At 36.4% G+C, this 20542-nt stretch carries 15 protein-coding genes; 5 read left to right on the top strand and 10 right to left on the bottom strand.

What is annotated here, in order from left to right; all coding sequences use genetic code 11:
- Positions 1-3: 3 nt before the first annotated feature.
- From AC13DP_RS06605 to gcvP, 4 genes are all read right to left on the bottom strand, one after another.
- On the bottom strand, positions 4-690 hold the full coding sequence (locus tag AC13DP_RS06605) for a 2'-5' RNA ligase family protein (protein WP_347407008.1): 687 nt from the start codon (positions 688-690) through the stop codon (positions 4-6).
- Positions 691-698: 8 nt separating this feature from the next.
- The gene (locus tag AC13DP_RS06600) at positions 699-1217 is read right to left on the bottom strand and encodes a methyltransferase (RefSeq protein ID WP_228252366.1); all 519 of its coding nucleotides are present in this window, start codon (positions 1215-1217) and stop codon (positions 699-701) included.
- 1 nt (position 1218) lies between these two features.
- Positions 1219-2277 carry a 3-oxoacyl-ACP synthase III family protein gene (locus AC13DP_RS06595; RefSeq protein WP_013073301.1) on the bottom strand — a complete coding sequence of 353 codons (1059 nt, stop codon included), beginning with the start codon at positions 2275-2277 and terminating at the stop codon, positions 1219-1221.
- A gap of 131 nt (positions 2278-2408) precedes the next feature.
- Positions 2409-5258 (bottom strand): aminomethyl-transferring glycine dehydrogenase, encoded by a 2850-nt coding sequence (gene gcvP, locus AC13DP_RS06590; RefSeq protein WP_347407007.1) that lies wholly within the window; start codon positions 5256-5258, stop codon positions 2409-2411.
- A 180-nt stretch (positions 5259-5438) separates the two neighbouring features.
- Between gcvP and AC13DP_RS06585 the strand changes: the two genes are divergently transcribed.
- Complete coding sequence (locus AC13DP_RS06585) at positions 5439-6263, top strand: UbiA prenyltransferase family protein (protein WP_347407006.1); 825 nt, start codon at positions 5439-5441, stop codon at positions 6261-6263.
- On the opposite strand, the gene AC13DP_RS06580 is transcribed toward AC13DP_RS06585, so the two are convergent.
- The 5 genes from AC13DP_RS06580 to AC13DP_RS06560 form a co-directional block, all read right to left on the bottom strand.
- Positions 6241-6504, bottom strand: coding sequence for a zf-HC2 domain-containing protein (locus AC13DP_RS06580; RefSeq protein ID WP_013073298.1), 264 nt, complete (start codon positions 6502-6504; stop codon positions 6241-6243). The genes AC13DP_RS06585 and AC13DP_RS06580 overlap by 23 nt on opposite strands.
- A gap of 2 nt (positions 6505-6506) precedes the next feature.
- The gene (locus AC13DP_RS06575; RefSeq protein ID WP_228252357.1) at positions 6507-7058 is read right to left on the bottom strand and encodes a sigma-70 family RNA polymerase sigma factor; all 552 of its coding nucleotides are present in this window, start codon (positions 7056-7058) and stop codon (positions 6507-6509) included.
- Between the two features lie 139 nt (positions 7059-7197).
- Positions 7198-9228 (bottom strand): M3 family metallopeptidase, encoded by a 2031-nt coding sequence (locus AC13DP_RS06570; RefSeq protein ID WP_347407005.1) that lies wholly within the window; start codon positions 9226-9228, stop codon positions 7198-7200.
- Positions 9229-9584: 356 nt separating this feature from the next.
- The gene (gene purE, locus AC13DP_RS06565; RefSeq protein WP_347407004.1) at positions 9585-10073 is read right to left on the bottom strand and encodes a 5-(carboxyamino)imidazole ribonucleotide mutase; all 489 of its coding nucleotides are present in this window, start codon (positions 10071-10073) and stop codon (positions 9585-9587) included.
- Between the two features lie 129 nt (positions 10074-10202).
- On the bottom strand, positions 10203-11363 hold the full coding sequence (locus AC13DP_RS06560) for a 5-(carboxyamino)imidazole ribonucleotide synthase (RefSeq protein WP_347407003.1): 1161 nt from the start codon (positions 11361-11363) through the stop codon (positions 10203-10205).
- A gap of 120 nt (positions 11364-11483) precedes the next feature.
- On the opposite strand from AC13DP_RS06560, the gene hpt reads away from it, so the two are divergent.
- The 4 genes from hpt to AC13DP_RS06540 all read left to right on the top strand — a co-directional run bounded on the left by hpt (position 11484) and on the right by AC13DP_RS06540 (position 14269).
- On the top strand, positions 11484-12014 hold the full coding sequence (gene hpt, locus AC13DP_RS06555) for a hypoxanthine phosphoribosyltransferase (RefSeq protein ID WP_041579092.1): 531 nt from the start codon (positions 11484-11486) through the stop codon (positions 12012-12014).
- A 10-nt stretch (positions 12015-12024) separates the two neighbouring features.
- Positions 12025-12597 carry an adenylate kinase gene (locus tag AC13DP_RS06550; RefSeq protein ID WP_347407002.1) on the top strand — a complete coding sequence of 191 codons (573 nt, stop codon included), beginning with the start codon at positions 12025-12027 and terminating at the stop codon, positions 12595-12597.
- A 14-nt stretch (positions 12598-12611) separates the two neighbouring features.
- Positions 12612-13628, top strand: a complete 1017-nt coding sequence (obgE, locus tag AC13DP_RS06545; protein WP_041579087.1) for a GTPase ObgE — start codon at positions 12612-12614, stop codon at positions 13626-13628.
- A 113-nt stretch (positions 13629-13741) separates the two neighbouring features.
- Entirely contained in the window at positions 13742-14269 is a 528-nt protein-coding gene (locus tag AC13DP_RS06540) for a DUF4136 domain-containing protein (RefSeq protein ID WP_228252361.1), read from the top strand.
- Here the strand turns inward: AC13DP_RS06540 and AC13DP_RS06535 are convergent.
- Positions 14266-20490 (bottom strand): alpha-2-macroglobulin family protein, encoded by a 6225-nt coding sequence (locus tag AC13DP_RS06535; RefSeq protein WP_483067455.1) that lies wholly within the window; start codon positions 20488-20490, stop codon positions 14266-14268. The two genes, AC13DP_RS06540 and AC13DP_RS06535, sit on opposite strands and share 4 nt — an antisense overlap.
- Positions 20491-20542 lie beyond the last annotated feature (52 nt).

Below are 20542 nucleotides of genomic sequence, written 5' to 3'. Positions count from 1 at the left end.
TATTTATAGAATGAAAGTTTTAAGCAATTTGGTATTTTCGGTTTTTTGATACCAGTCGTTAAATACTAATGCGATATTTTTAACGTGAAAAGTGCCAAATTCGGTGTCCCGGTGCTTTTCTATAAATTCAATCAATTCATCAGGATATTGTAATCTATTTTGAAATCTTAAGATTGTGCTATGCGCGGTTTTGATGGTATAGCGTTTATCTAAACTTTGAGTTAAGTCTGTTTGTTTAAAATGTTCTCTAAGGGAATTACGAAGTATCTCCAGAGTATCATCTTTGGGATAACCGTTTACTAAAATTCCGCTAGGATTAAGGGAAATTCCTTTTAAATGTATTCTGAAGTTATGGATAGTAGATAGACTTTTTCTAATTACTGAAATATAATCCTGAGTATTAATTTTATCCAGGTGGAAGCCAGAATAGCAGGAAATGATCGACATAATCGTAATGTGAAAATCATCTGGTGGATATGCATACTGAAGAGGTTCGATGCCTGTGATTTCCTGAAGAATAGTATGAATTTGTGAGGAGACTTTTTTATCGGGACGTGCAAGCAGTGTAATTCCCCGACGCAAATCTTCAGGGTTATAAATATTTTTATCTATAAAATAACTTCCGCTTTTAACTAATTTTAATCCGTTGGCATGAATGTTTTTGTAATGTCTTTCAAGCTCAAAACTCATTAAAAAATCTATTTTCGTTCTGCGTACACCGCGTAATAACGCGGGGTAAACTGTCTTAAAATTGGTCGAATTCCGATTTTATTTACAGGATTTGTCCATTTTAAACGATCTTTTATTTCCCAGCCAGATTTCTCTAAAAGCCAGTCGAATTGCCAGTCTTCAAACTCGTGATAATGCCGATCTCGCATATCGGTTTTACTGCGATATGCTTTAGAGAACCAAAGATTTAAAGGAACACTGGTAACCAGTTTATCGGCTTCTATATTTTTTAGAATGGTATAAGGGTTTAAAAGATGTTCAAAAATTTCAAATGCTGTTACCACTTTAAAATTCTTTTTGATCATCTCAAATTGTTCATCTAAATCTTCGCCGTTAGTGTTGGTTACCTCATACCCTTGATTCAGCATAATTTCAGAAAAAGGATTTTTAACGCCTAAATCCAGGATATTGGAAGGTGCTTTTATATGCTTATTTAAAAATTCGAGTGTTTTTTGAAATCGTTTGTTGGGATATGTGTTTTCGTACATATTAATATTCGTATACTATGGCATTCACATTCATACCGGCACCCACGCTGGCGAACATAATAATATCTCCCTTTTTTAGTTCCTGCTTATCAATTTGTTTATTGATGACCAGATCCAGTAAAGTTGGGACGGTGGCAACGCTGCTATTTCCTAACTCCTGAATGGTCATAGGCATCACGCCTTCAGGAAATTCTTCGCCAAAAAGTTTATAAAAACGTTTTAGAATGGCCTCGTCCATTTTTTCATTAGCCTGATGGATAAACACCTTTTTTAGATCTTTGATACTTTTACCACTTTTCTCTAAACAGGATTTCATGGCTTTAGGAACGTTTATCAATGCAAATTCATAGATCTTACGGCCATTCATTTTAATGTAACGCACATTAGGATCTGCTTGTGGGCTATTGGATTTTCCAAAGTAGATGTAATGAGCTTCATTATAAGAATAAGTAGCCGACTCATGGGCTAAAATACCACCACCATTTTCGCTGGCTTCTAAAATTGCAGCACCGGCACCATCAGAAAAGATCATGCTGTCACGATCATGCTTATCTACTACACGCGATAATGATTCAGCTCCTATTACCAAGCATTTTTTTGCCATCCCGCATTTAATAAATGCCTGGGCTTGTATCATTGCTTCAATCCAACCGGGGCAGCCAAAAAGTATATCATACCCCACACATCTTGGATTTTTAATACGTAGGTGATATTTTACACGGGCAGCCATACTTGGTACGGTGTCACTTTGAATAGCACCTTTTTTAACGTCCCCATAGTTAGTAGCTACTATAATATAATCTAAGGTTTCAATGTCTATAGCTGATGCTTCAATTGCCTTTTGAGCGGCGAGAAACGCAATATCTGATGCGTTTAAATTATCATCTAAATATCGACGCTCTTCGATACCTGTAATATCTTTAAACTTCTTAATGGTTTCTTCATTGGAATGCGGAAACCTGGTACCATCCAGATTTTTGAATTCATGCAGATGAAAATCAGCATTTTTCGTAATAACATTGGGGATATAACTTCCCGTTCCTGTGATCTTAATATTCATCTTGCGTTTTCAATTATAAAGTGAAGATAAGAATTATATATGATTTTGCTAAAAAAATGTTAACGGCTTTTTAGAAAAAATAAAAAAGGCTATCACATTTGATAGCCTTTCACCAATTTATTATTTTTTGATTATGCTTCCATATACTCTTCTATAGGAGGACAGGTACACATCAAATTTCGATCACCAAAAGCTTCATCAACTCTTCTAACGGTAGGCCAAAATTTATTATCTGCAATATAGTCTAATGGAAAAGCTGCTTTTTCTCTGCTATATGGCAAATTCCATTCGCTTGCTGTAAGCATTTTTATAGTATGCGGAGCGTTTTTTAGTACATTGTTTGGCTCATTTTCACTTGCTTCTTCGATTTCTTTTCTAATAGAAATCAAAGCATCACAAAAACGATCTAACTCTGCTTTGCTTTCGCTTTCTGTTGGTTCGATCATTACCGTTCCCGCTACAGGGAAAGATACTGTTGGTGCATGAAAGCCGTAATCAATAAGGCGTTTCGCGATATCAGTAACCTCAATACCGTTGTCTTTAAATGGGCGGCAATCCAAGATCAATTCGTGAGCTGCACGTCCACGTTCGCCAGAATATAAGGTTTTATAATGCTCTGAAAGTCGTTCTTTAATATAATTTGCATTCAGGATAGCATACTCGGTAGCTTTTTGTAAGCCGCCACTTCCCAGCATTTTGATGTAGCCATAAGAGATTAAACAAACTAAAGAGGATCCCCAAGGTGCTGAAGAAATTGCGCCAATTGCTTTTTCTCCCCCGGTTTTAATTACGGGGTTACCTGGTAAAAATGGCACCAGTTGTTTTGCAACACAAATAGGGCCAACACCTGGACCACCGCCTCCATGAGGAATGGCAAAGGTTTTATGTAGGTTTAAGTGACAAACATCGGCTCCAATATTTCCTGGATTGGTTAAACCAACCTGAGCATTCATATTAGCGCCATCCATATACACCTGCCCCCCATTGTCATGAATAATCTGGGTGATCTCGCGAATAGCCGATTCGAATACCCCATGTGTAGAAGGATAGGTAACCATTAAAGCAGCAAGATGATCTTTATGCTCGATCGCTTTTTCTCTTAGATCATCAATATCTATATTTCCGTTTTCGGTAGCTTTAGTTACCACTACTTTCAATCCTGCCATTACCGCAGAAGCCGGGTTGGTACCATGTGCAGAAGAAGGAATTAAGCATACGTTACGATGGCCTTCACCACGAGATTCATGGTAAGCTCTAATGACCATTAATCCTGCATATTCTCCCTGCGCCCCAGAGTTTGGTTGCAACGAAGTAGCTGAAAAGCCGGTAATTTCTGTAAGTTGATTTTCCAGTTCTTTAAGAACGATCTGGTAACCTTCTGCCTGTTCTACCGGAGCAAACGGGTGGATATTACCCCATTGTGGATTGCTAAGCGGTAGCATTTCTGAAGCAGCATTCAACTTCATGGTACAGGATCCTAAAGAAATCATCGAGTGATTTAAGGAAAGATCTTTACGTTCTAATTTTTTGATATAACGCATCAATTCGGTTTCTGAATGATATGCGTTAAAAACCTCATGAGTTAAGAAATCTTTTTTTCTTGAAACTCCTTCTGGAATGGCATTAATTTCTTTTAATGCTGAAAGTACTTCGGTTTCTTTACCAGCTACTTCAGCAAAAATAGAGGCCACTGTATTTATATCTTCAGTAGTTGTCGTTTCGTTTAAAGCAATAACAACCGTTTCTTCATCTGGATAGTAGAAGTTGTATTCTTTAGCTTCCGCAGCAGCTTTAATTTTTTCAGCATCTGCTTTCACCTGAAGTGTATCGAAGTAAGCTGAATTTACCTGTTTGTATCCTAATTTTTCTAATTGAGAAGCTAAGCTTGTCGTAGAATAGTGAACGGTATCTGCAATGTATTGCAATCCTTTTGGTCCGTGATAGACCGCATACATTCCTGCCATTACGGCCAGTAAAACCTGAGCGGTACAAATATTTGAAGTTGCACGATCACGTTTTATATGTTGTTCCCTGGTCTGTAAAGCCATTCTTAAGGCATGGTTGCCATCTGCATCTTTGGTGACTCCAATTATACGACCGGGAAGGTTTCTTTTGTAAGCTTCTTTAGTAGCAAAATAAGCAGCATGTGGGCCACCGTAACCTAACGGAATTCCAAAACGTTGGGTGGTACCTACCACAACATCTACACCCAGCTCACCAGGAGCCTGTAGTTTTACTAAACTTAAAATATCTGCGGCAACCGCAACCTTTATAGAGTTCTGGTTACAATTATTTACAAAATCTGCATAATCAAAAACCTGTCCGTATTTTCCAGGATACTGTATTAAAGCTCCAAAGAATTCGGCTGAAAAATCAAATTCTGCATGGTCTCCAAGTACGATATCGATACCTAAAAATTCTGCACGGGTTTTAATTAACGAGATGGTTTGTGGTAAAACCTCTTCAGAAACAAAAAACTTATTTACATCATCTTTCTTTTGCTTACGATCTCTAACGGCAAACAACAAAGCCATAGCTTCTGCTGCTGCAGTAGACTCATCTAAAAGAGACGCATTGGCGATTTCCATCCCGGTAAGATCGCTTACCATCGTCTGGAAATTTAATAAAGCTTCTAATCTTCCCTGAGCAATCTCTGCTTGATAAGGGGTGTATGCAGTATACCATCCCGGGTTTTCTAAAATATTACGCTGTATTACCGCAGGTAGAATTCCCTGGTGGTAACCTAGCCCGATGTAAGATTTAAAAACCTTGTTTTTAGCTGCTAATTTCCCAATATGCTCTGCGTATTGATTTTCACTAAGCGCTTTTGGTAGATTTAGGGGTTGTTTTAAACGAATATCGTCTGGGATAGTTTCGTATATAAGTTGTTCTAAACTATAAACACCGATAGTTTGAAGCATCTCTTTAAGATTTTCTTCTTTAGGACCAATGTGGCGAAGGGCAAAAGAATCTGTTCTCATTAAATAAAATAGTTGTGTTTTTGATGCCGCGAAATTACATAATTTCGATGTAAATATTTAATGATTAGGGGATACACTTTTAAAGATTTTTTAACCTGATCTAAGTTGTTGAAAATTAATAAAATTGAATCTGATTTAGCCCAGTATTAAACTGAAGTTTTAAATCGCTATTTTAGCCCCGTGAAACGGCTTAAAAATCTTTTTGAACTTTATATAAACTCTAGTGTTCATACCGGGATTGCGGTGGTTTGTTTTACGCTGGTCACTTTTTTAGAGTTCGGGATTAAAATCGACCATAATCTATTGGGTTTTATCTTCTTCGGGACCATTACCAGCTATAATTTTGTAAAATATGCCAGTGTCGCGAGATTACATCATTCCAGTTTAGCCGGGAATCTTAAGATAATACAGGTATTTTCTTTTTTTTGTTTTGTGGCACTTTTGTGGTTCACCTTAAAGCAGGATTATAAAACCTTGTTTGCATCTTCTATTTTGGGTATGCTTACCTTACTTTACGCGACTCCGGTTTTAAGGGGACACCAAAATCTAAGAAATATCGCAGGTGTTAAGGTTTTTGTTATTGCTATAACAGCTACAGGGACCGGAGTTCTATTGCCGTTACTTCATCAATACGATGTTTCGTTTCAGGATAAATTTTTAGCAATTTTTCAACGAATATTGATTCATGTTGTCTTAATGTTGCCTTTCGAAATTCGGGATCTAAGATTTGATGATCCTTCTTTAAAAACAATTCCGCAATTGGTAGGGGTGAAAAATACGAAACTTTTTGGTGTTGTATTGATGGTATTAGCGGTAAGTATTTCGTTTTTTAGAACCAATATTGGTCATCATAGTTTAACTGGTCTAAGCATATTTTCTATAGTGGTAGTTTTGATGCTCTGGGCTTCTAGAATAAAGCAAAAGCCATTTTATGCTGCTTTTTGGGTAGAGGCAGCGCCCATTTTCTGGGTGCTGATTTTGGTTATTCTGAATGTGATTTTTTAAGTTCTTCTTCTATAGCTTTACGCCAACACTCTTTTTCTTCTTCACTGCAACATTTCAGTTTTGCTTTTTCGATAAGCTCAGTAAGGCGTGTGTTTTTTTCACTGTATTCTCTGCAACGAGGGCATTCGGCCAAATGTTCTAATAATTGAATTTTTTCAATATTATCAGCTTCTTTATACTGGCCTTTATCACAACAGCATTCGGCCTTATCACAATCAATATATTTCTTTTCTTCCTGCATAATTAAAACCAATTTTGTTCCAGACAAGCAGCTAATGCCGTTCTGGCTCTGTGGATGATCACCCAGAGGTTAGACGGAGTGATGTCGAATTCTTTACAAATAACTTCGGTATCCACACCATCTATCGTTTTCATCTTAAAAATTTCGGCGTGTTTAGCATTTATTTTTTCTAAACAATCCAATATGGCCATCCCGAGTTCGGTATTTTCCATATCATCTTCGGCAGTTTTGTCAAATTGATCAGCTACCTGCTCTTCCAGCCAGTCGCCATCATTTTCGCCATCACGATAATTAATATGAACTTCAGCCTGACCTTTCTTAGAATTCATCTTACGGTAATGATCGATAATTTTTCTCTTAAGGATCGAAATTAACCAGGTTCTTTCGCTAGCTTCACCCTTAAAATTTTCCATCGATTTTAGACCGGCAAGAAAAGTTTCTGAAATAAGATCGTTAGCAATCTCACGATCATTTACTCTTACAATTGTATAATTGAAGAGATAATCTGAGTATTTGTCTACCCACTTTGTAGGATCTATGATATGCGTTGACATTGTTTTTGTCGTGAGATTATCAGCCAAAAATAAGAAAACTTATTTACTCTGAATAAGGTTTATATACTTTGAATATCCTTAAAATGATAGTAAGTCGCCAATCCGGATCTAGTATGGAATGACGACTATTCTTAACATTCTATTTTTCGATCAATCCTGCTCTTTTTAATAGCGCATCGGGTTGCGGCTCTTTTCCGCGGAAGCGTTTGTAAAGCGTCATCGGATGCTCTGTTCCTCCCATAGAAAGAATATTGTTTTTGAATTTATCAGCTACTTCTTTACTAAAAATTCCTTGTTCTTTGAAGTATTCAAATGCATCGGCATCTAAGACTTCTGCCCATTTATACGAATAATATCCCGCTGAATATCCTCCCTGGAAAATATGAGAAAAAGCCGTACTCATACAATTCTCTGGAACATCGGGGTATAATTTCGTAGCTTCAAAAGCTTTATTTTCATGCATTTTTACATTGTCGATATCAGACGGGTTAATCGCATGCCAGCTTAAATCTAACATTCCAAAACTTAATTGGCGAAGGGTTTGCATTCCTTCCTGGAAATTAGAGGACTCTTTAATTTTTTCTACTAATTCCATCGGGATGGCCTCATCGGTCTTATAGTGCTTAGCAAACAATTGTAGCGCCTCTTTTTCATAACACCAGTTTTCCAGAACCTGACTGGGTAATTCTACAAAATCCCAATATACATTAGGTCCCGATAAACTTGGGTACACTGTGTTGGCTAACATGCCATGAAGGGCATGACCAAATTCGTGGAAAAGCGTAGTTACTTCATTAAAAGTTAATAATGAAGGTTCTGATTTTGTAGGTTTTGTGAAATTGCAAACAATCGATACATGGGGGCGCTCTTCTTTTTTGTTTTTAACGTATTGTGATTTATATTCGGTCATCCAGGCGCCACCGCGTTTTCCCGGTCTTGGATGGAAATCGGCATAAAATAAGGCTACATCATTGCCGTTTTCATCGGTAACATTGTAGGTTTTTACATCTGGATGATATTTTTCTATCTCCTTGGTTTCATTAAATTGAAGTCCGTATAACTTGCTTGCCACCGTAAAAACACCATCGATTACATTTTCTAATTTGAAATAAGGCTTTAGCTTTTCGTCATCCAAATTGAATAAATTTTGCTTCAATTTTTCACTGTAGTATGCTGAATCCCATTTTTCCAGTCGGTCGATTTGATCTAATTCCTTGGCGAATTTTTCAAGGGCAGCAAATTCCTTTTCAGCAGCTGGTTTTGCTTTTTCCAGAAGTTCATTTAAGAAATTATCAACCTTTTCTGGTGTTTCAGCCATTCGCTCCTGTAATACAAAATGTGCATGAGTGTCAAAACCTAAAAGTTGCGCTCGCTGATATCTTAGTTTGGCGATTTTTAGTACATTTTTCTGATTATCTAAGTCATCACCATGAAATCCTTTTGCGCCAAAAGCAATGGACATTTTTTTACGAAGCTCACGTTTTTTAGCATATTTCATAAACGGGATATAACTAGGGTAGTCTAAAGTGAAAATCCAGCCTTCTTTGTCGCTGGATTCAGCTACGCTTTTTGCTTCCTCTTTAAAACTTTCCGGTAAACCGTCAAGATCTTTTTCATCGATGATCTGGAGCTCAAATTTGTTGGTTTCTGCCAAAACATTCTCACCAAAATTTAGGCTTAACGCAGAAAGTTGCTTATCGATTTCCCGTAATTCTTCCTGTTTTTCCTTTGGAAGATTGGCACCATTTCTAGAAAAAGCTTTGTATTTTTTATCTAATAGCGTCTTTTGCTCTGTGGTGAGATTAAGCTGATCTTTTTGCTTGTAAACCGCTTTTACACGTTTAAACAAATCTTCGTTTAGGATAATGTCATTTCTGAATTCAGAGAGTAGCGGAGAAACTTCCTGAGCTATTTTCTGAATTTCAGCATTAGTTTCTGCAGAATTAAGATTGAAGAAAATACTGGTGACGCGATCTAGTTTTTCTCCCGAAAATTCTAATTCTTCTATAGTGTTTTCGAAAGTCGGTTCAGTTTCAGCTGAAGCGATGGTTTCGATTTCTGATTTTGCTAATTTTATGGCTTCGGTAATGGCAGGCTTAAAATGTTCCGTTTTAATTTTTGAAAACGGAGCATATTTGAAGTCTTGCAATAACGGATTATCTGTACTCATAATACCTTCAATTTTTTTCGAAAATAAAATGAGCAAAGCCTAAGCCATAAACTTGAAAAGGTATCTTATTTCAGGTTTTAAAGATTGATTGCCAGAATTATCGATTTTGAAGCTTTTTTTCGGACGAATTGGCAGGATGTCAATTAGCAATAATCAATAAACAGTTATCAATTAGTAGGCAGTCTTTAGCTTTCAGTAATTAGCAAATTTCATTACAGATTAGTTCTAAAGAAATGGCGAAATCTCATTCAATATTAAGCATTCAAAATTCAAAATAAATTTATCATCCCTCAAAATCTAAAAGCGAAGCGTCTCAATACTCAATTCTAACATCTAACAGCGCAGCGCTCTAATCTTTACTTCTTCTTAACCTCTTCAGCGCCCTTGATCACTTTTTCTTTAAGCCCTTCTTTATACACCAATACTTTATCCTGAACGCATTTATCGGCAGCGCCAATGATTTGTGCGGCTAATATTCCGGCATTTTTAGCTCCGTCTAGAGCAACGGTTGCTACCGGAACTCCGCCCGGCATTTGTAAAATCGATAACACAGAATCCCAACCATCGATAGAATTTCTGGATTTCACGGGAACACCAATAACCGGTAAAGGAGAAAGTGAAGCGATCATTCCGGGTAAGTGAGCGGCACCACCGGCACCGGCAATAATTACGCTAATGCCGCGGGTATGAGCATTTTTTCCGTAGTCGAATAATTTTTCCGGAGTTCGATGTGCTGAAACTATATCTACTTCAACTTCGATATCAAATCCATTTAAAATATCTACTGCTTCCTGCATTACCGGCAGGTCGCTGGTACTTCCCATTATTATTCCTACTTTGCTCATAGTTTATATTTTTTAGCGACTAAACTTTTAATTTATAGTATCTCTTGTTTTTGTCCTTCCGTGACTGACACGGAATCTCATCCTAGTTAAAAAATCTAGTGGGACCTTGAAATAAGTTCACGGTGACTTCTAACTTTTGCTAATTACTTTAATTTCTTCTTTAACCTTCTCCGCAACTTTTCGTGCTTCGTCGATATTTTCGTTTACGATGGTGACATGGCCCATTTTTCGAAAAGGACGTGTGATCTTTTTTCCGTAGATGTGTGGAGTAACACCGTCCATTTTCATGATCTTATCGATGTTTTGATAAATTACTTCACCTTCGTAGTCTTTATCGCCCACAAGATTTACCATGATTCCGCCTACTTTACTATCGGTGTTTCCTAAAGGTAAATCTAAAATAGCACGCAGATGTTGTTCAAATTGATTGGTATAGCTTGCTTCGATACTATAATGTCCGCTATTGTGAGGCCTGGGGGCTACTTCGTTTACAAGAATTTCGTCATTTTTAGTCTGAAACATTTCCACTGCTAAAAGTCCCACATGTTTAAAAGCTTCAGAAACTTGTGTTGCCACGGCTCTGGCTTTTTCAGCAACATGATCTTCAATTCGGGCAGGGCAAATTACATATTCTACCTGATTGGCGGTTGGATGAAATTCCATTTCTACCACAGGATAAGTTTTTACTTCCCCACCGGGTGTTCTGGCAACAATAACTGCAAGTTCATTTTTAAAGGGAATCATTTCTTCTGCAATACACTCGGCATCCGGTAGATCTTTTAAAGCATCGGCTACTTTGATTACAGAAACTCCTTTTCCGTCGTAACCACCTGTGGCACTTTTCCAAACAAAAGGTAAAGATCTTGCGCCAGACTCAACATCAGCGATAAGATTTTCAATTTTTTGATAGGTTTTAAACGCAGCGGTTGGAATTTGTTTTTCAGTATAAAACTGCTTTTGTATTGCTTTATTCTGAATTTTCTCTAGCGTTGCAGCATCTGGGTAGGTTTTAACCCCTTCAGCTTCCAGTGTTTTTAAGGCTTCTATGTTTACGCCTTCAATTTCAAAAGTGAGCACATCTACTTTTCTTCCGAAGTTTAAAACCGTATCATAATCCATAAGATCGCCCTGTTCAAAATAATTACACGCAATTTTACAGGGAGCTTCGTTACTGGGATCCAAAACGTAGGTTTGAATATCATATTTACGGGTGTCGTATAGCATCATTTTTCCTAACTGCCCTCCGCCAAGGATTCCTAGTTTAAAATCTGAAGAAAAATAATTAATCATAGTCGTGCTGTTTGTGCAAAAATAAATTTTTAGCTCAGATTGCCCTATTTATTCTTATAGAAATTGGTAGAGAGGTGTAAATGAGATTCCTTATCTTTGCCTCTTTAAAATTTGAAAGTTTTGATAAAACTACACGATCTTGTATTTGAGCCTTACATAAGCGGTGAAGAAATTAATAAGGCGATAGAAACTATTGCTGAAAAATTAAACGAGGATTTTAAGGGGGAACGTCCAATTTTTTTAAGTGTGCTTAATGGTTCCTTTATGTTTTCATCTGAAGTAATGAAGAGGTTTAAAGAGGAATGTGAAATCCATTTTGTGAAACTCGGTTCTTATGAAGGAACGGACTCTACCGGAAATGTAAGGACATTAATTGGTTTAAATAAATCTTTAGCTGGTAAGAAAGTGGTCATCCTGGAAGATATAGTGGATACAGGAGGAACTCTTAAAGAACTGGATCGAATTTTAAAAGAAAAGAATGTTGCTGAATATAAAATAGCGACACTTTTTTATAAACCTTCTATGTATCGGGAAAAATTCACATTAGATTATACAGGAATTGAAATTCCCAATGAATTTATTGTAGGTTATGGATTGGACTATGACGGTCTGGGACGTAATCTTACTTCTGTATACAAACGTAAATCGTAAATAAATACACATGACAAATTTGGTACTCTTTGGCCCTCCGGGAGCGGGCAAAGGAACACAGGCAGATATTCTTAAAGAGAAATATCAGTTAGTACATATTTCTACCGGAGATGTTTTTAGATATAACATCAAAAATGAAACAGAATTGGGGTTAACCGCAAAGTCTTTTATCGATAAAGGCCAGTTAGTGCCAGATGAGGTTACTATAAATATGCTTAATACCGAAGTAGATAAAAACGCTGAAGCTAATGGCTTTATTTTTGACGGGTTTCCAAGAACCGAAAAGCAGGCAGATGCCTTAGCTGAACTTCTTAAAGGAAAAGGTACTGAAGTTAAAGCGATGATCGCTTTAGAGGTTGAAGATGAAGTTTTAGTGAAGCGTTTGTTAGAAAGAGGGAAAACTTCTGGGAGAAAAGATGATGCAGACGAAGCGGTAATAAGAAACAGAATTACGGTTTATTATGAGGAAACTGCGATCTTAAAAGAATATTATAAAAAGCAAAATAAATATTACGGTGTTGACGGGGTAGGTTCTATAGAAGAAATTACCGAAAGAATCAGCAAAGTAATCGATAACTTATAATTCGAAACTAGATAATGAGAGAAGGGAATTTTATAGACTACGTAAAGTTGCATGTGTCTTCGGGAAATGGAGGATCTGGATCTTCGCATTTGCACCGTGAAAAATATGTGGCAAAAGGTGGCCCGGATGGAGGAGATGGAGGTCGTGGAGGTCACGTGATTTTACGTGGGAATAAAAACCTTTGGACGTTATTTGAATTTAGCTTTAGAAGACACATTCGTGCCGAGCATGGCGGTAATGGTGGTAAGCAACGAAGTTCTGGCGCCGATGGGCAAGACGAAATCGTAGATGTGCCGCTAGGTACGGTAATTAGAGATACCGAAACTGAAGAGATTATTGATGAGGTTACTGAAGATGGTCAGGAAATCATAATCGCCGAAGGCGGTATGGGAGGCCGGGGAAACTGGCATTTTAAAACATCTACAAATCAAACTCCTCGTTATTCACAGCCGGGTATCGATGGTCAGGAATTAGATATTACTCTAGAGCTTAAAGTTTTAGCCGATGTAGGTTTAGTAGGTTTTCCAAACGCCGGAAAATCTACTTTACTATCGGTAATTACTTCGGCAAAACCCAAAATTGCCGATTATGAATTTACTACCCTAAAGCCAAATCTTGGCATTGTAAAATATCGTGATTTTAAATCTTTTGTAGTTGCCGATATTCCGGGGATTATAGAAGGAGCTGCCGAAGGAAAAGGACTTGGTTATCGTTTCTTAAGGCATATTGAACGAAATTCAACACTATTGTTTTTGGTTCCGGCAGATGCAGAGAACGTTGCGAAGGAATATGAAATTTTACTGGATGAACTCCGTAGGTATAATCCAGAGATGCTCGATAAAGATCGTTTGGTAGCCGTTTCGAAAACTGATATGCTAGACGATGAACTGAAAGCCGAATTGAAAGCTGAATTAGACGAGAACCTTCCGGTTCCATATCTGTTTATATCTTCAGTGGCCCAACAGGGGTTAACCGAGCTTAAAGACAAGCTTTGGGAAATGCTGAATAAAGATCCAGAGGACAAACAGTAACTTTAATTATCTAATTTTGCGATTTTTAAAACTTCTTTTTGCTAATTTTTTAGAGAGCTTAGAAGTGGGTTGATTTTTGTGTACTTTTAAAAAGTAGTCAAAAATTATCCAATATGAAGTTAGTCGCTAAACTCGTTTTATTTTGTTTGATCATTAGTTCCTGTAATACACCAAGAACTACGTTCGATTACGATGCAAAAACTAATTTTGATCAATATAAAACCTATAAGTTATTTCCTGATTTTAGAACTGATATGAGTCAGTTAGACGAAAAGAGGATCATCAATAGTATCGATCATTTTATGCGTGAGGAGAATTTAGCTTTAGCTGAGGAAAATCCAGATCTGTACATCAATGTGTATACTGAAAAATTTCAGGAACAAAGTAGTAATACCCTTGGCGTAGGTGTAGGCAGCGGGGGTGGAAATGTTGGAGTAGGAGTCTCTGGCGGAATTCCGCTTGGCGGCCCAAAAGACTATGTGCGTTTTATTATCGATTTTATCGACGTTAAAAAAGATGCTCTAGTCTGGAAAGCAGAAGTCGAGGTGAAGTTCAACTATAATGCGGAGCCAGATCAGCGTCAGGCTCTGTTTGATAAAGTTTTTGCCAAAGCGTTAGAGGGCTATCCGCCCAAAGATTAATTTTCGATTTTAATTCTTATACCTTTAGAAAAGCTAGAGAACTCCGGGGCATACATACTTTCCATTTGCGTAATTCCGTTATAAAAATCTCCTGCGTTGTTTACTCTTAAGTCGTATTCAAATACATACGTTCCTTTTGGTAAATAATCAAAGAAGAAATGTGTAGTCGCATCTTTGGTGCTTTGGTAATAGTTTAAGCCATCTTTATGATGATGCCTAGAAAGCACACTTGTAGGTTCAAGTCCGCTGGCGCGCATATCTTTTAAATGCACAAATTCAAAATCAGATTTTACTTTAATAGTTACACGAACGGTGACTAATTCGCCAACTTTTAGTACTTCTGGTAAGGATTTTAACTGTGGCCCAGCACTAGTATTTTCTTTCAGGAATAACGTCTTATTAATGATGATTTCTTCCCCTTTAGATCGCTCAATTTTATCCAGATCTTCAAAATATTGATGGTAAATGCCACCGTATGCCGGTGCGTTATTGTTATTTTTTATGGTGAAATTCGCTATTTTTTGAAGTTCATTTTTATCATTCCATGTTTTCTTAAGGTAGCCTAAGTTGTTCCTATTGGAAAAAATGGAATCGAGAGGAATAGGCTGGTTATTCATCTTTATATTAGGTTGATTACTTTCCTGAAGCCAGTTTTTTCCATGAGAAAGAAACGCATTTACCGCCATCGTAGTCGATTTTGTAGTAGCCCAACTATTTTTACGTTTGTGCTGCAATAACCAGTTTTTTAGTTTATCGATGTCACTATCTTTTGGATTTACAGCGGCAAAAGCTTCGATGATTTTTGCCTGTGTTTCGATAGGGTGGTGGTACCAAAACCTTCCGGCAGTATTGTTTTTAAAATACATGCCTCCTTTATCGTCTTCGATACTATTTTGCTTAAACCAGTTCACAATTTTTGCAGCTTCCGCTTCTTCATCATAATTTTGGAAACTTACGGCTAGCATTGCCTTAGATTGCAGGCTAAGGTTAAGCCAGTTTTGTTTAAGATTTTCTATCATTTTCTCGATAAATTCTTCTTCTTTTTCCTCAAAGTAAAATTCATCTGCCAGGATGGTTTTGATGTAGAGATATAGAATTTCGTTAGGAGAGAAGCGTGCGCCGGTAAGGTGGTTGTTAAACTTGTCTGCGTAATGTTTTAGCATGTACTCTTTTAAGAATCTGAGTCCATTTTCGATGATTTCTTCAGAAGTTTTATTTAATTCGATCGAGTTGTTCTGAAGCAAATACGCAAAACCACCAAGGATATGGCTGGTGATGTAAAAATTAGATCGGCCTTCTTTAAACCATGGAAAGCCACCATCACCATTTTGCATATTCTGCAATTTTAAAAGGTAAGATTGCAGGTTTTTGGTATCTAATAATTTTGATAGGTTTTGGATGTTTTCGGCTTCAGATTTAGCATCATTTAGCCAGGGAGTTTCCTGTAAAAGAATGCTTTTTAGTTCCTCATTTTTTGCTAATTTGTTGGTTTCTGAATTTTTATTCCAGTCTTTTAGCACTGCTGCGATTTTCGGGTTTTCTTTGAGTATTTTTTCCGAAATAGCCTTTGCGAAATACTTGGAGAACGTTTGTTCACTACAATCGTAAGGATATTCCATAAGATAGGGCAGTGCTTGTAGTACGGTCCAGGCAGGATTGGACGTATATTCTAAAGTGATTTGGTGATTTTGTAAGGTTTCGGAATCATTTTTCTTTAAACTGAATTCTTTTTCTTCTTGTCCCTGAAGCCAAATGGGGATGGTCTTAGTCACCAGCATTCTATTTTTAAGCACGGGTAGTATATTGGTTTCACCATCTTCAAATTGTTTGGTTTTGGCAATAACTTCATAGCGAATCAGGTTAAAGCCTTCAGGAATGTAAAGTTTCCAGCTTAGCTGAGTGTTTCCATTTTTCGCTACAGTAAATTCCTTAATGGCTTTGGTATTGCTGAGGTCGATATCGATTCTGGATTCATCTTCTGCATTAAATAATTTTAATTGAGCATCACCAGATAACAATTCGTCACTCAAATTGCTAATCTTAGCCGAAATAACGATGCTATCTTTTTCCCTTAAAAATCGTGGAGCATTGGGCGTAAGCATTAACTTTTTCTGAGTAACTGTGTAAGCTTCTTTATAGGCAGATTCAGCTTGCTGATTATGTCCAAACAACATTAATCGCCATTGCGTTAAGGCTTCGGGAGAAGTAAACTCTAAATTGATATTTCCTTCAGTATCGGTTTTTAAGTTTGGATAAAAGAATGCAGTTTCATTCAAATTTTGCCGAGCTTTAACCTTCAGGTCCGATTCTGGTAATTTCATTTCAGCATTATCATTAACTACAGCGAAAGGGATGCTTTCTACTGCTTCTGCCTGTACGCTACTTACACCTCGTATTCTAACATTGCTTCCATAGCCGACAGTAACTACTTCTTCTAGAGCTTCGATAGATTCGGCCATTAAAATAGTCAGGCTCTTATCGTCATTTTCTATAAAATAGGCTCCCTGAAATCCCACAAAAGATGCGTCTAATTGATCGCCTTTTTCAGTTTTAATTTCAAATTCACCATCAAAATTGGTTTTTGTTCCCCTGTTGGAACCTTTAATTTTAATTATGACTCCTGGTAGCGGATTTCGATCGGCGATAGAAAGTACTTTTCCTTTTATAAGTCCGCCTTTAGAAGTGTATGCTGTTTTAAAATCTTTGCCCTTAAATAGTAACTGCATTAGGTATTTCCGCTTCGCCTGATAAGGCTGAGAATAGCTAAATCCAAAATAATCTAGTTTGGGTAGCTTAGGTTGCGCATAAGAAAAATAGAAATAGTCTGGATTATGTAAACTAAAATTGACTGGGGAAAATTCGAGAAGGTCTAGATTAGGAAGTTGGTAATATCGCCCGCCAATGTTAATATTCTCTGACCATGAGTGTTTTCTAAATTGATCTAAAGAAGCGTCGTACATCCCGGCAAGTACTTCAAATTGATCTTTTTTATTTTTAGAGATAATTTTTAACGTCCATTTTTCGCGGCTTCCCGGTTCAATCTTATCTCTAAAGGTGTTTAAAATGATTTTTGGTTTTGGCTTTTTAGTTTCAAGAGTAAGTCTTTTAGTAGTTGTAAACGAAGAGTTGTATTTAATACTACTAAATCGTAATGTTAATACTTTACCTTCATGATTTTTCGCCGGAATCTTAATAGTTTCAACTTCTTTTTTTAGATGAACGTACTCTTGAAATATTGATTTGTCTTCAATAAAGGCTTCTAGATTAATGAATAACTCTTTGGCTGCCGTTAATAAAGAGACTTCAATAAAGCCATCTTCAGTAAAATCCTTATTGATGATATGATATTGAAAAAGCTGATGGTCTGAAGCTACTTTAGCTTTTTTATCTTGCAGATTGATAATGCTTTCTTGAGCGATTTCATTTCCTTTTTTATCTTTTGTCTTTAAGACTATTCGATAACTTCCGGCAGGCCATTTTTTAAGGTTTTTGAGCTCAATTTCCTGATTTGAGGATTTGGTGTCCTGATACCAAAGTTTAGCGTTTTTCCATTGGGATGTATCATCTTCATCTAATAATGCAGTATGAGGTAATAATTGATGATATTCATCTTTGCTTATGGCTAAAGTATCTGGCGAAGGCATGTTATTTCCGAAGTTAAGAACTCTATCTGGCGCTTGTAGTTTGTAGATTTCTACAGTCACCGGTAAATCAACTTTTTCATTATTAAGATTGGTGAGTTTTGGCGTGAATTTTATACCGTTTTCTTTGTAATGATCGGCGGGTCCTGAAAACCGAAGTATATTTAAATGGTTTGCGGCATGTACGGTAGTTTCTCCAGATTGCGTTTCGCCATTAATATCGGTTACCGAAACTTCAATGCGATACGAGAAAACCTGGTGTTTTTGTTGTATTGGTGAGGTTTCCGGTTTTGCTATGAATTCTATCGTAAAATCTCCATTTTCATCTGTTTTTAGTTCTCCATTGGCAATTTCTTCAGGGTTCATTCTGGGAAATCTAAAATCGTAACCATAATCTTCAAATCTTAAGATGCGATAATTCACGCCGGCGTTACTTAACCGAGCTCCGGAGAAACTTTCAGCAAATCCTTCAATAACTACCGAATCATTTACGGCAAAGGATTCTATCATTGGTTTAAATTCTATTTTAAATTTGGGCCTTTTATATTCTTCGACAGAGACACTTTTAGTGATATAATATTGCGGTTCATTATTGCTATCTTCTTTAAGTTGAATTGTAAATTGTCCGGTTTTTAAGCCTGTTGGAATTTCGAAACTTCCAGAAACACTGCCGAAATTGTTGGTTTTGGCCTGTTTTTTTTCAATTTCATTTCCGTTGGCATCTAAGAAGTTGATCCATATTTTTTTGCCGGCAATCACCTGGGTAACATTGTTCTTTTTAGAAACTAATATTCCTTTAAAGTAGATGGTTTGTCCCGGTCTGTAAATACTACGGTCGGTGAATAGAAAACCACGTTCTGTATTATCGGATTCATCATTTTTTTGATAATAAGAATAGCGATGGTTTAGAACAATTTCATCTTTATCTTTTTTGATATGATATTTAATACTTCGTAAACGATCAGAAATAGAAGGGAAGCTTAAATCTCCGTTTTTATCTGATGTTTCTTCATTAGAATTAGTTTTATTGTGCGAAGAGAAGGTAGCTTTAACTATAGCATTAGCAATGGGTTTACCCGTTTCACGATGAACTACTTTTAGGCTGATATTATCATCCTGACTAGATATTAGGCTTAACTGGCTTACTTGTATTGTTTGTAGCGCGTATAAATGGTCTAAATTTTTGTCGAGTAAAAGAATTGCATATTTACCAATTTCAAGTTGTGGTGCAATTGTTACTGTAGTTCTTTTTAAATGTTGTTTTTTATTGGATAGTTTAATGGAATTGGAATATTCAGCCTCACCTGAAATTAACTTTTTTAGAAGATTTTGGTGTTTTTTATGTTGCTCTTCGGAATAAAAATTTTTCTTATCCAGAAATTCGAAGTCGGCAGTACTAATACTATAGATTTTCAATTTTAAAGAATCCAGGTTATTATATGAAATAAAAATCGGGAAGTTTTTATTTGGGCTTTGGTAAGGATTTACCTGAACGCTAAGTTCTTTACTGGAGATCTCAGAAATGATATTTTTTGCATTATTTACCAGAAGGGGATTTAAGTTATGCTCTATGATTTTGTTAGCAATAGCTATAGCTTTATTATTATCCAGCGGATATTCCTGCTTGTTGGCTCTTCGTTTTAAGCTCATCGCCTTTTCAAGCGATATTAGATCTTTTGCAAGTGGATTTTTGAATCTATTTTCCAGTTCTTCTATAGCTTCTAGAAATTGGCTTTCAGAAATAGGAATTTTCGATTTTATGTATTTATATCGATCTAAACTAAAATAGGCCAATAGCTCATATTCTTTATTTTGAAAGAGTGATTTTTCAAGTTCTTGGTAAAGTTTTAGAGCGAGATAGTCTTTATTGAAAAGTGAAGAAGAGTCTAAATCAATTGCTATAAACTTGTTGGCAGGAATCAGGTACTTTTTTGTGATCTTAAACGATTCTGAGCTTTTTGTCAGATAATAATTAGTAGACTTAGCGTAGTTCAGGGCACGACTGGCAAGAAGCTGATAAGTGTTGCTGAAGGGAATTGTTGGAGTATCAACCGTATCCAATAAATAGGAATAATCGGCAATATTGGTGTTTTTTAGTGCCTCTTTTTCTTTGAGCGATTTTTGATAGTTTGTTATTATTTCAGAATTGAATTTTTCTACGCTCCAAAATTGAAAGTTAGAAGTGTCATTTTCAGTGTTGGTGCGATCGCGAATTCTGTAGGCATTTTTCTGGAGATATTGCGATTGAAAATCGGCTAAAATTGATAATAGGATTGAGTTGGAAACATTATCTACGTTATTTATTTCAGCAGAGATCATGTCATGGATTACTTCTGCCGAATTTTCTTCGAGATTCATTGTAAATTTTGAACGATAGAAAAGACTTTTAATGAATTGAATGTCATTTTTTTCTTCCTTAGCTTTTTTTACAATTGCTTCTACCAGTTTATTAGCTGTTTTAGTGTTTCCTATTATTTCCTGTTCTTCAACTTTGCTCCATTGAATTTTGTAGAAATCCTGGGCGATAATGGTATTTAAATTGAAAATCGTAATAATTAGAAATACTAGAAGTTTTTTCATGACTGATGCTTTGATGTATAGTAGGGAAGTACTACGTAATTTACGGAAAGTC

The sequence above is a fragment of the Zunongwangia sp. L-65 genome (assembly GCF_056859415.1).
Note: the sequence above shows the minus strand (reverse complement) of the source record. Positions and strands in the feature narration are given on the sequence as shown.

Coding starts and splice junctions, on each gene's coding strand:
- AC13DP_RS06605 (WP_347407008.1), bottom strand. CDS start 690: ATGAGTTTTGAGCTTGAAAGACATTACAAAAACATTCATGCCAACGGA.
- AC13DP_RS06600 (WP_228252366.1), bottom strand. CDS start 1,217: ATGTACGAAAACACATATCCCAACAAACGATTTCAAAAAACACTCGAA.
- AC13DP_RS06595 (WP_013073301.1), bottom strand. CDS start 2,277: ATGAATATTAAGATCACAGGAACGGGAAGTTATATCCCCAATGTTATT.
- gcvP (WP_347407007.1), bottom strand. CDS start 5,258: ATGAGAACAGATTCTTTTGCCCTTCGCCACATTGGTCCTAAAGAAGAA.
- AC13DP_RS06580 (WP_013073298.1), bottom strand. CDS start 6,504: ATGCAGGAAGAAAAGAAATATATTGATTGTGATAAGGCCGAATGCTGT.
- AC13DP_RS06575 (WP_228252357.1), bottom strand. CDS start 7,058: ATGTCAACGCATATCATAGATCCTACAAAGTGGGTAGACAAATACTCA.
- AC13DP_RS06570 (WP_347407005.1), bottom strand. CDS start 9,228: ATGAGTACAGATAATCCGTTATTGCAAGACTTCAAATATGCTCCGTTT.
- purE (WP_347407004.1), bottom strand. CDS start 10,073: ATGAGCAAAGTAGGAATAATAATGGGAAGTACCAGCGACCTGCCGGTA.
- AC13DP_RS06560 (WP_347407003.1), bottom strand. CDS start 11,363: ATGATTAATTATTTTTCTTCAGATTTTAAACTAGGAATCCTTGGCGGA.
- AC13DP_RS06550 (WP_347407002.1), top strand. CDS start 12,025: ATGACAAATTTGGTACTCTTTGGCCCTCCGGGAGCGGGCAAAGGAACA.
- obgE (WP_041579087.1), top strand. CDS start 12,612: ATGAGAGAAGGGAATTTTATAGACTACGTAAAGTTGCATGTGTCTTCG.
- AC13DP_RS06540 (WP_228252361.1), top strand. CDS start 13,742: ATGAAGTTAGTCGCTAAACTCGTTTTATTTTGTTTGATCATTAGTTCC.
- AC13DP_RS06535 (WP_483067455.1), bottom strand. CDS start 20,490: ATGAAAAAACTTCTAGTATTTCTAATTATTACGATTTTCAATTTAAAT.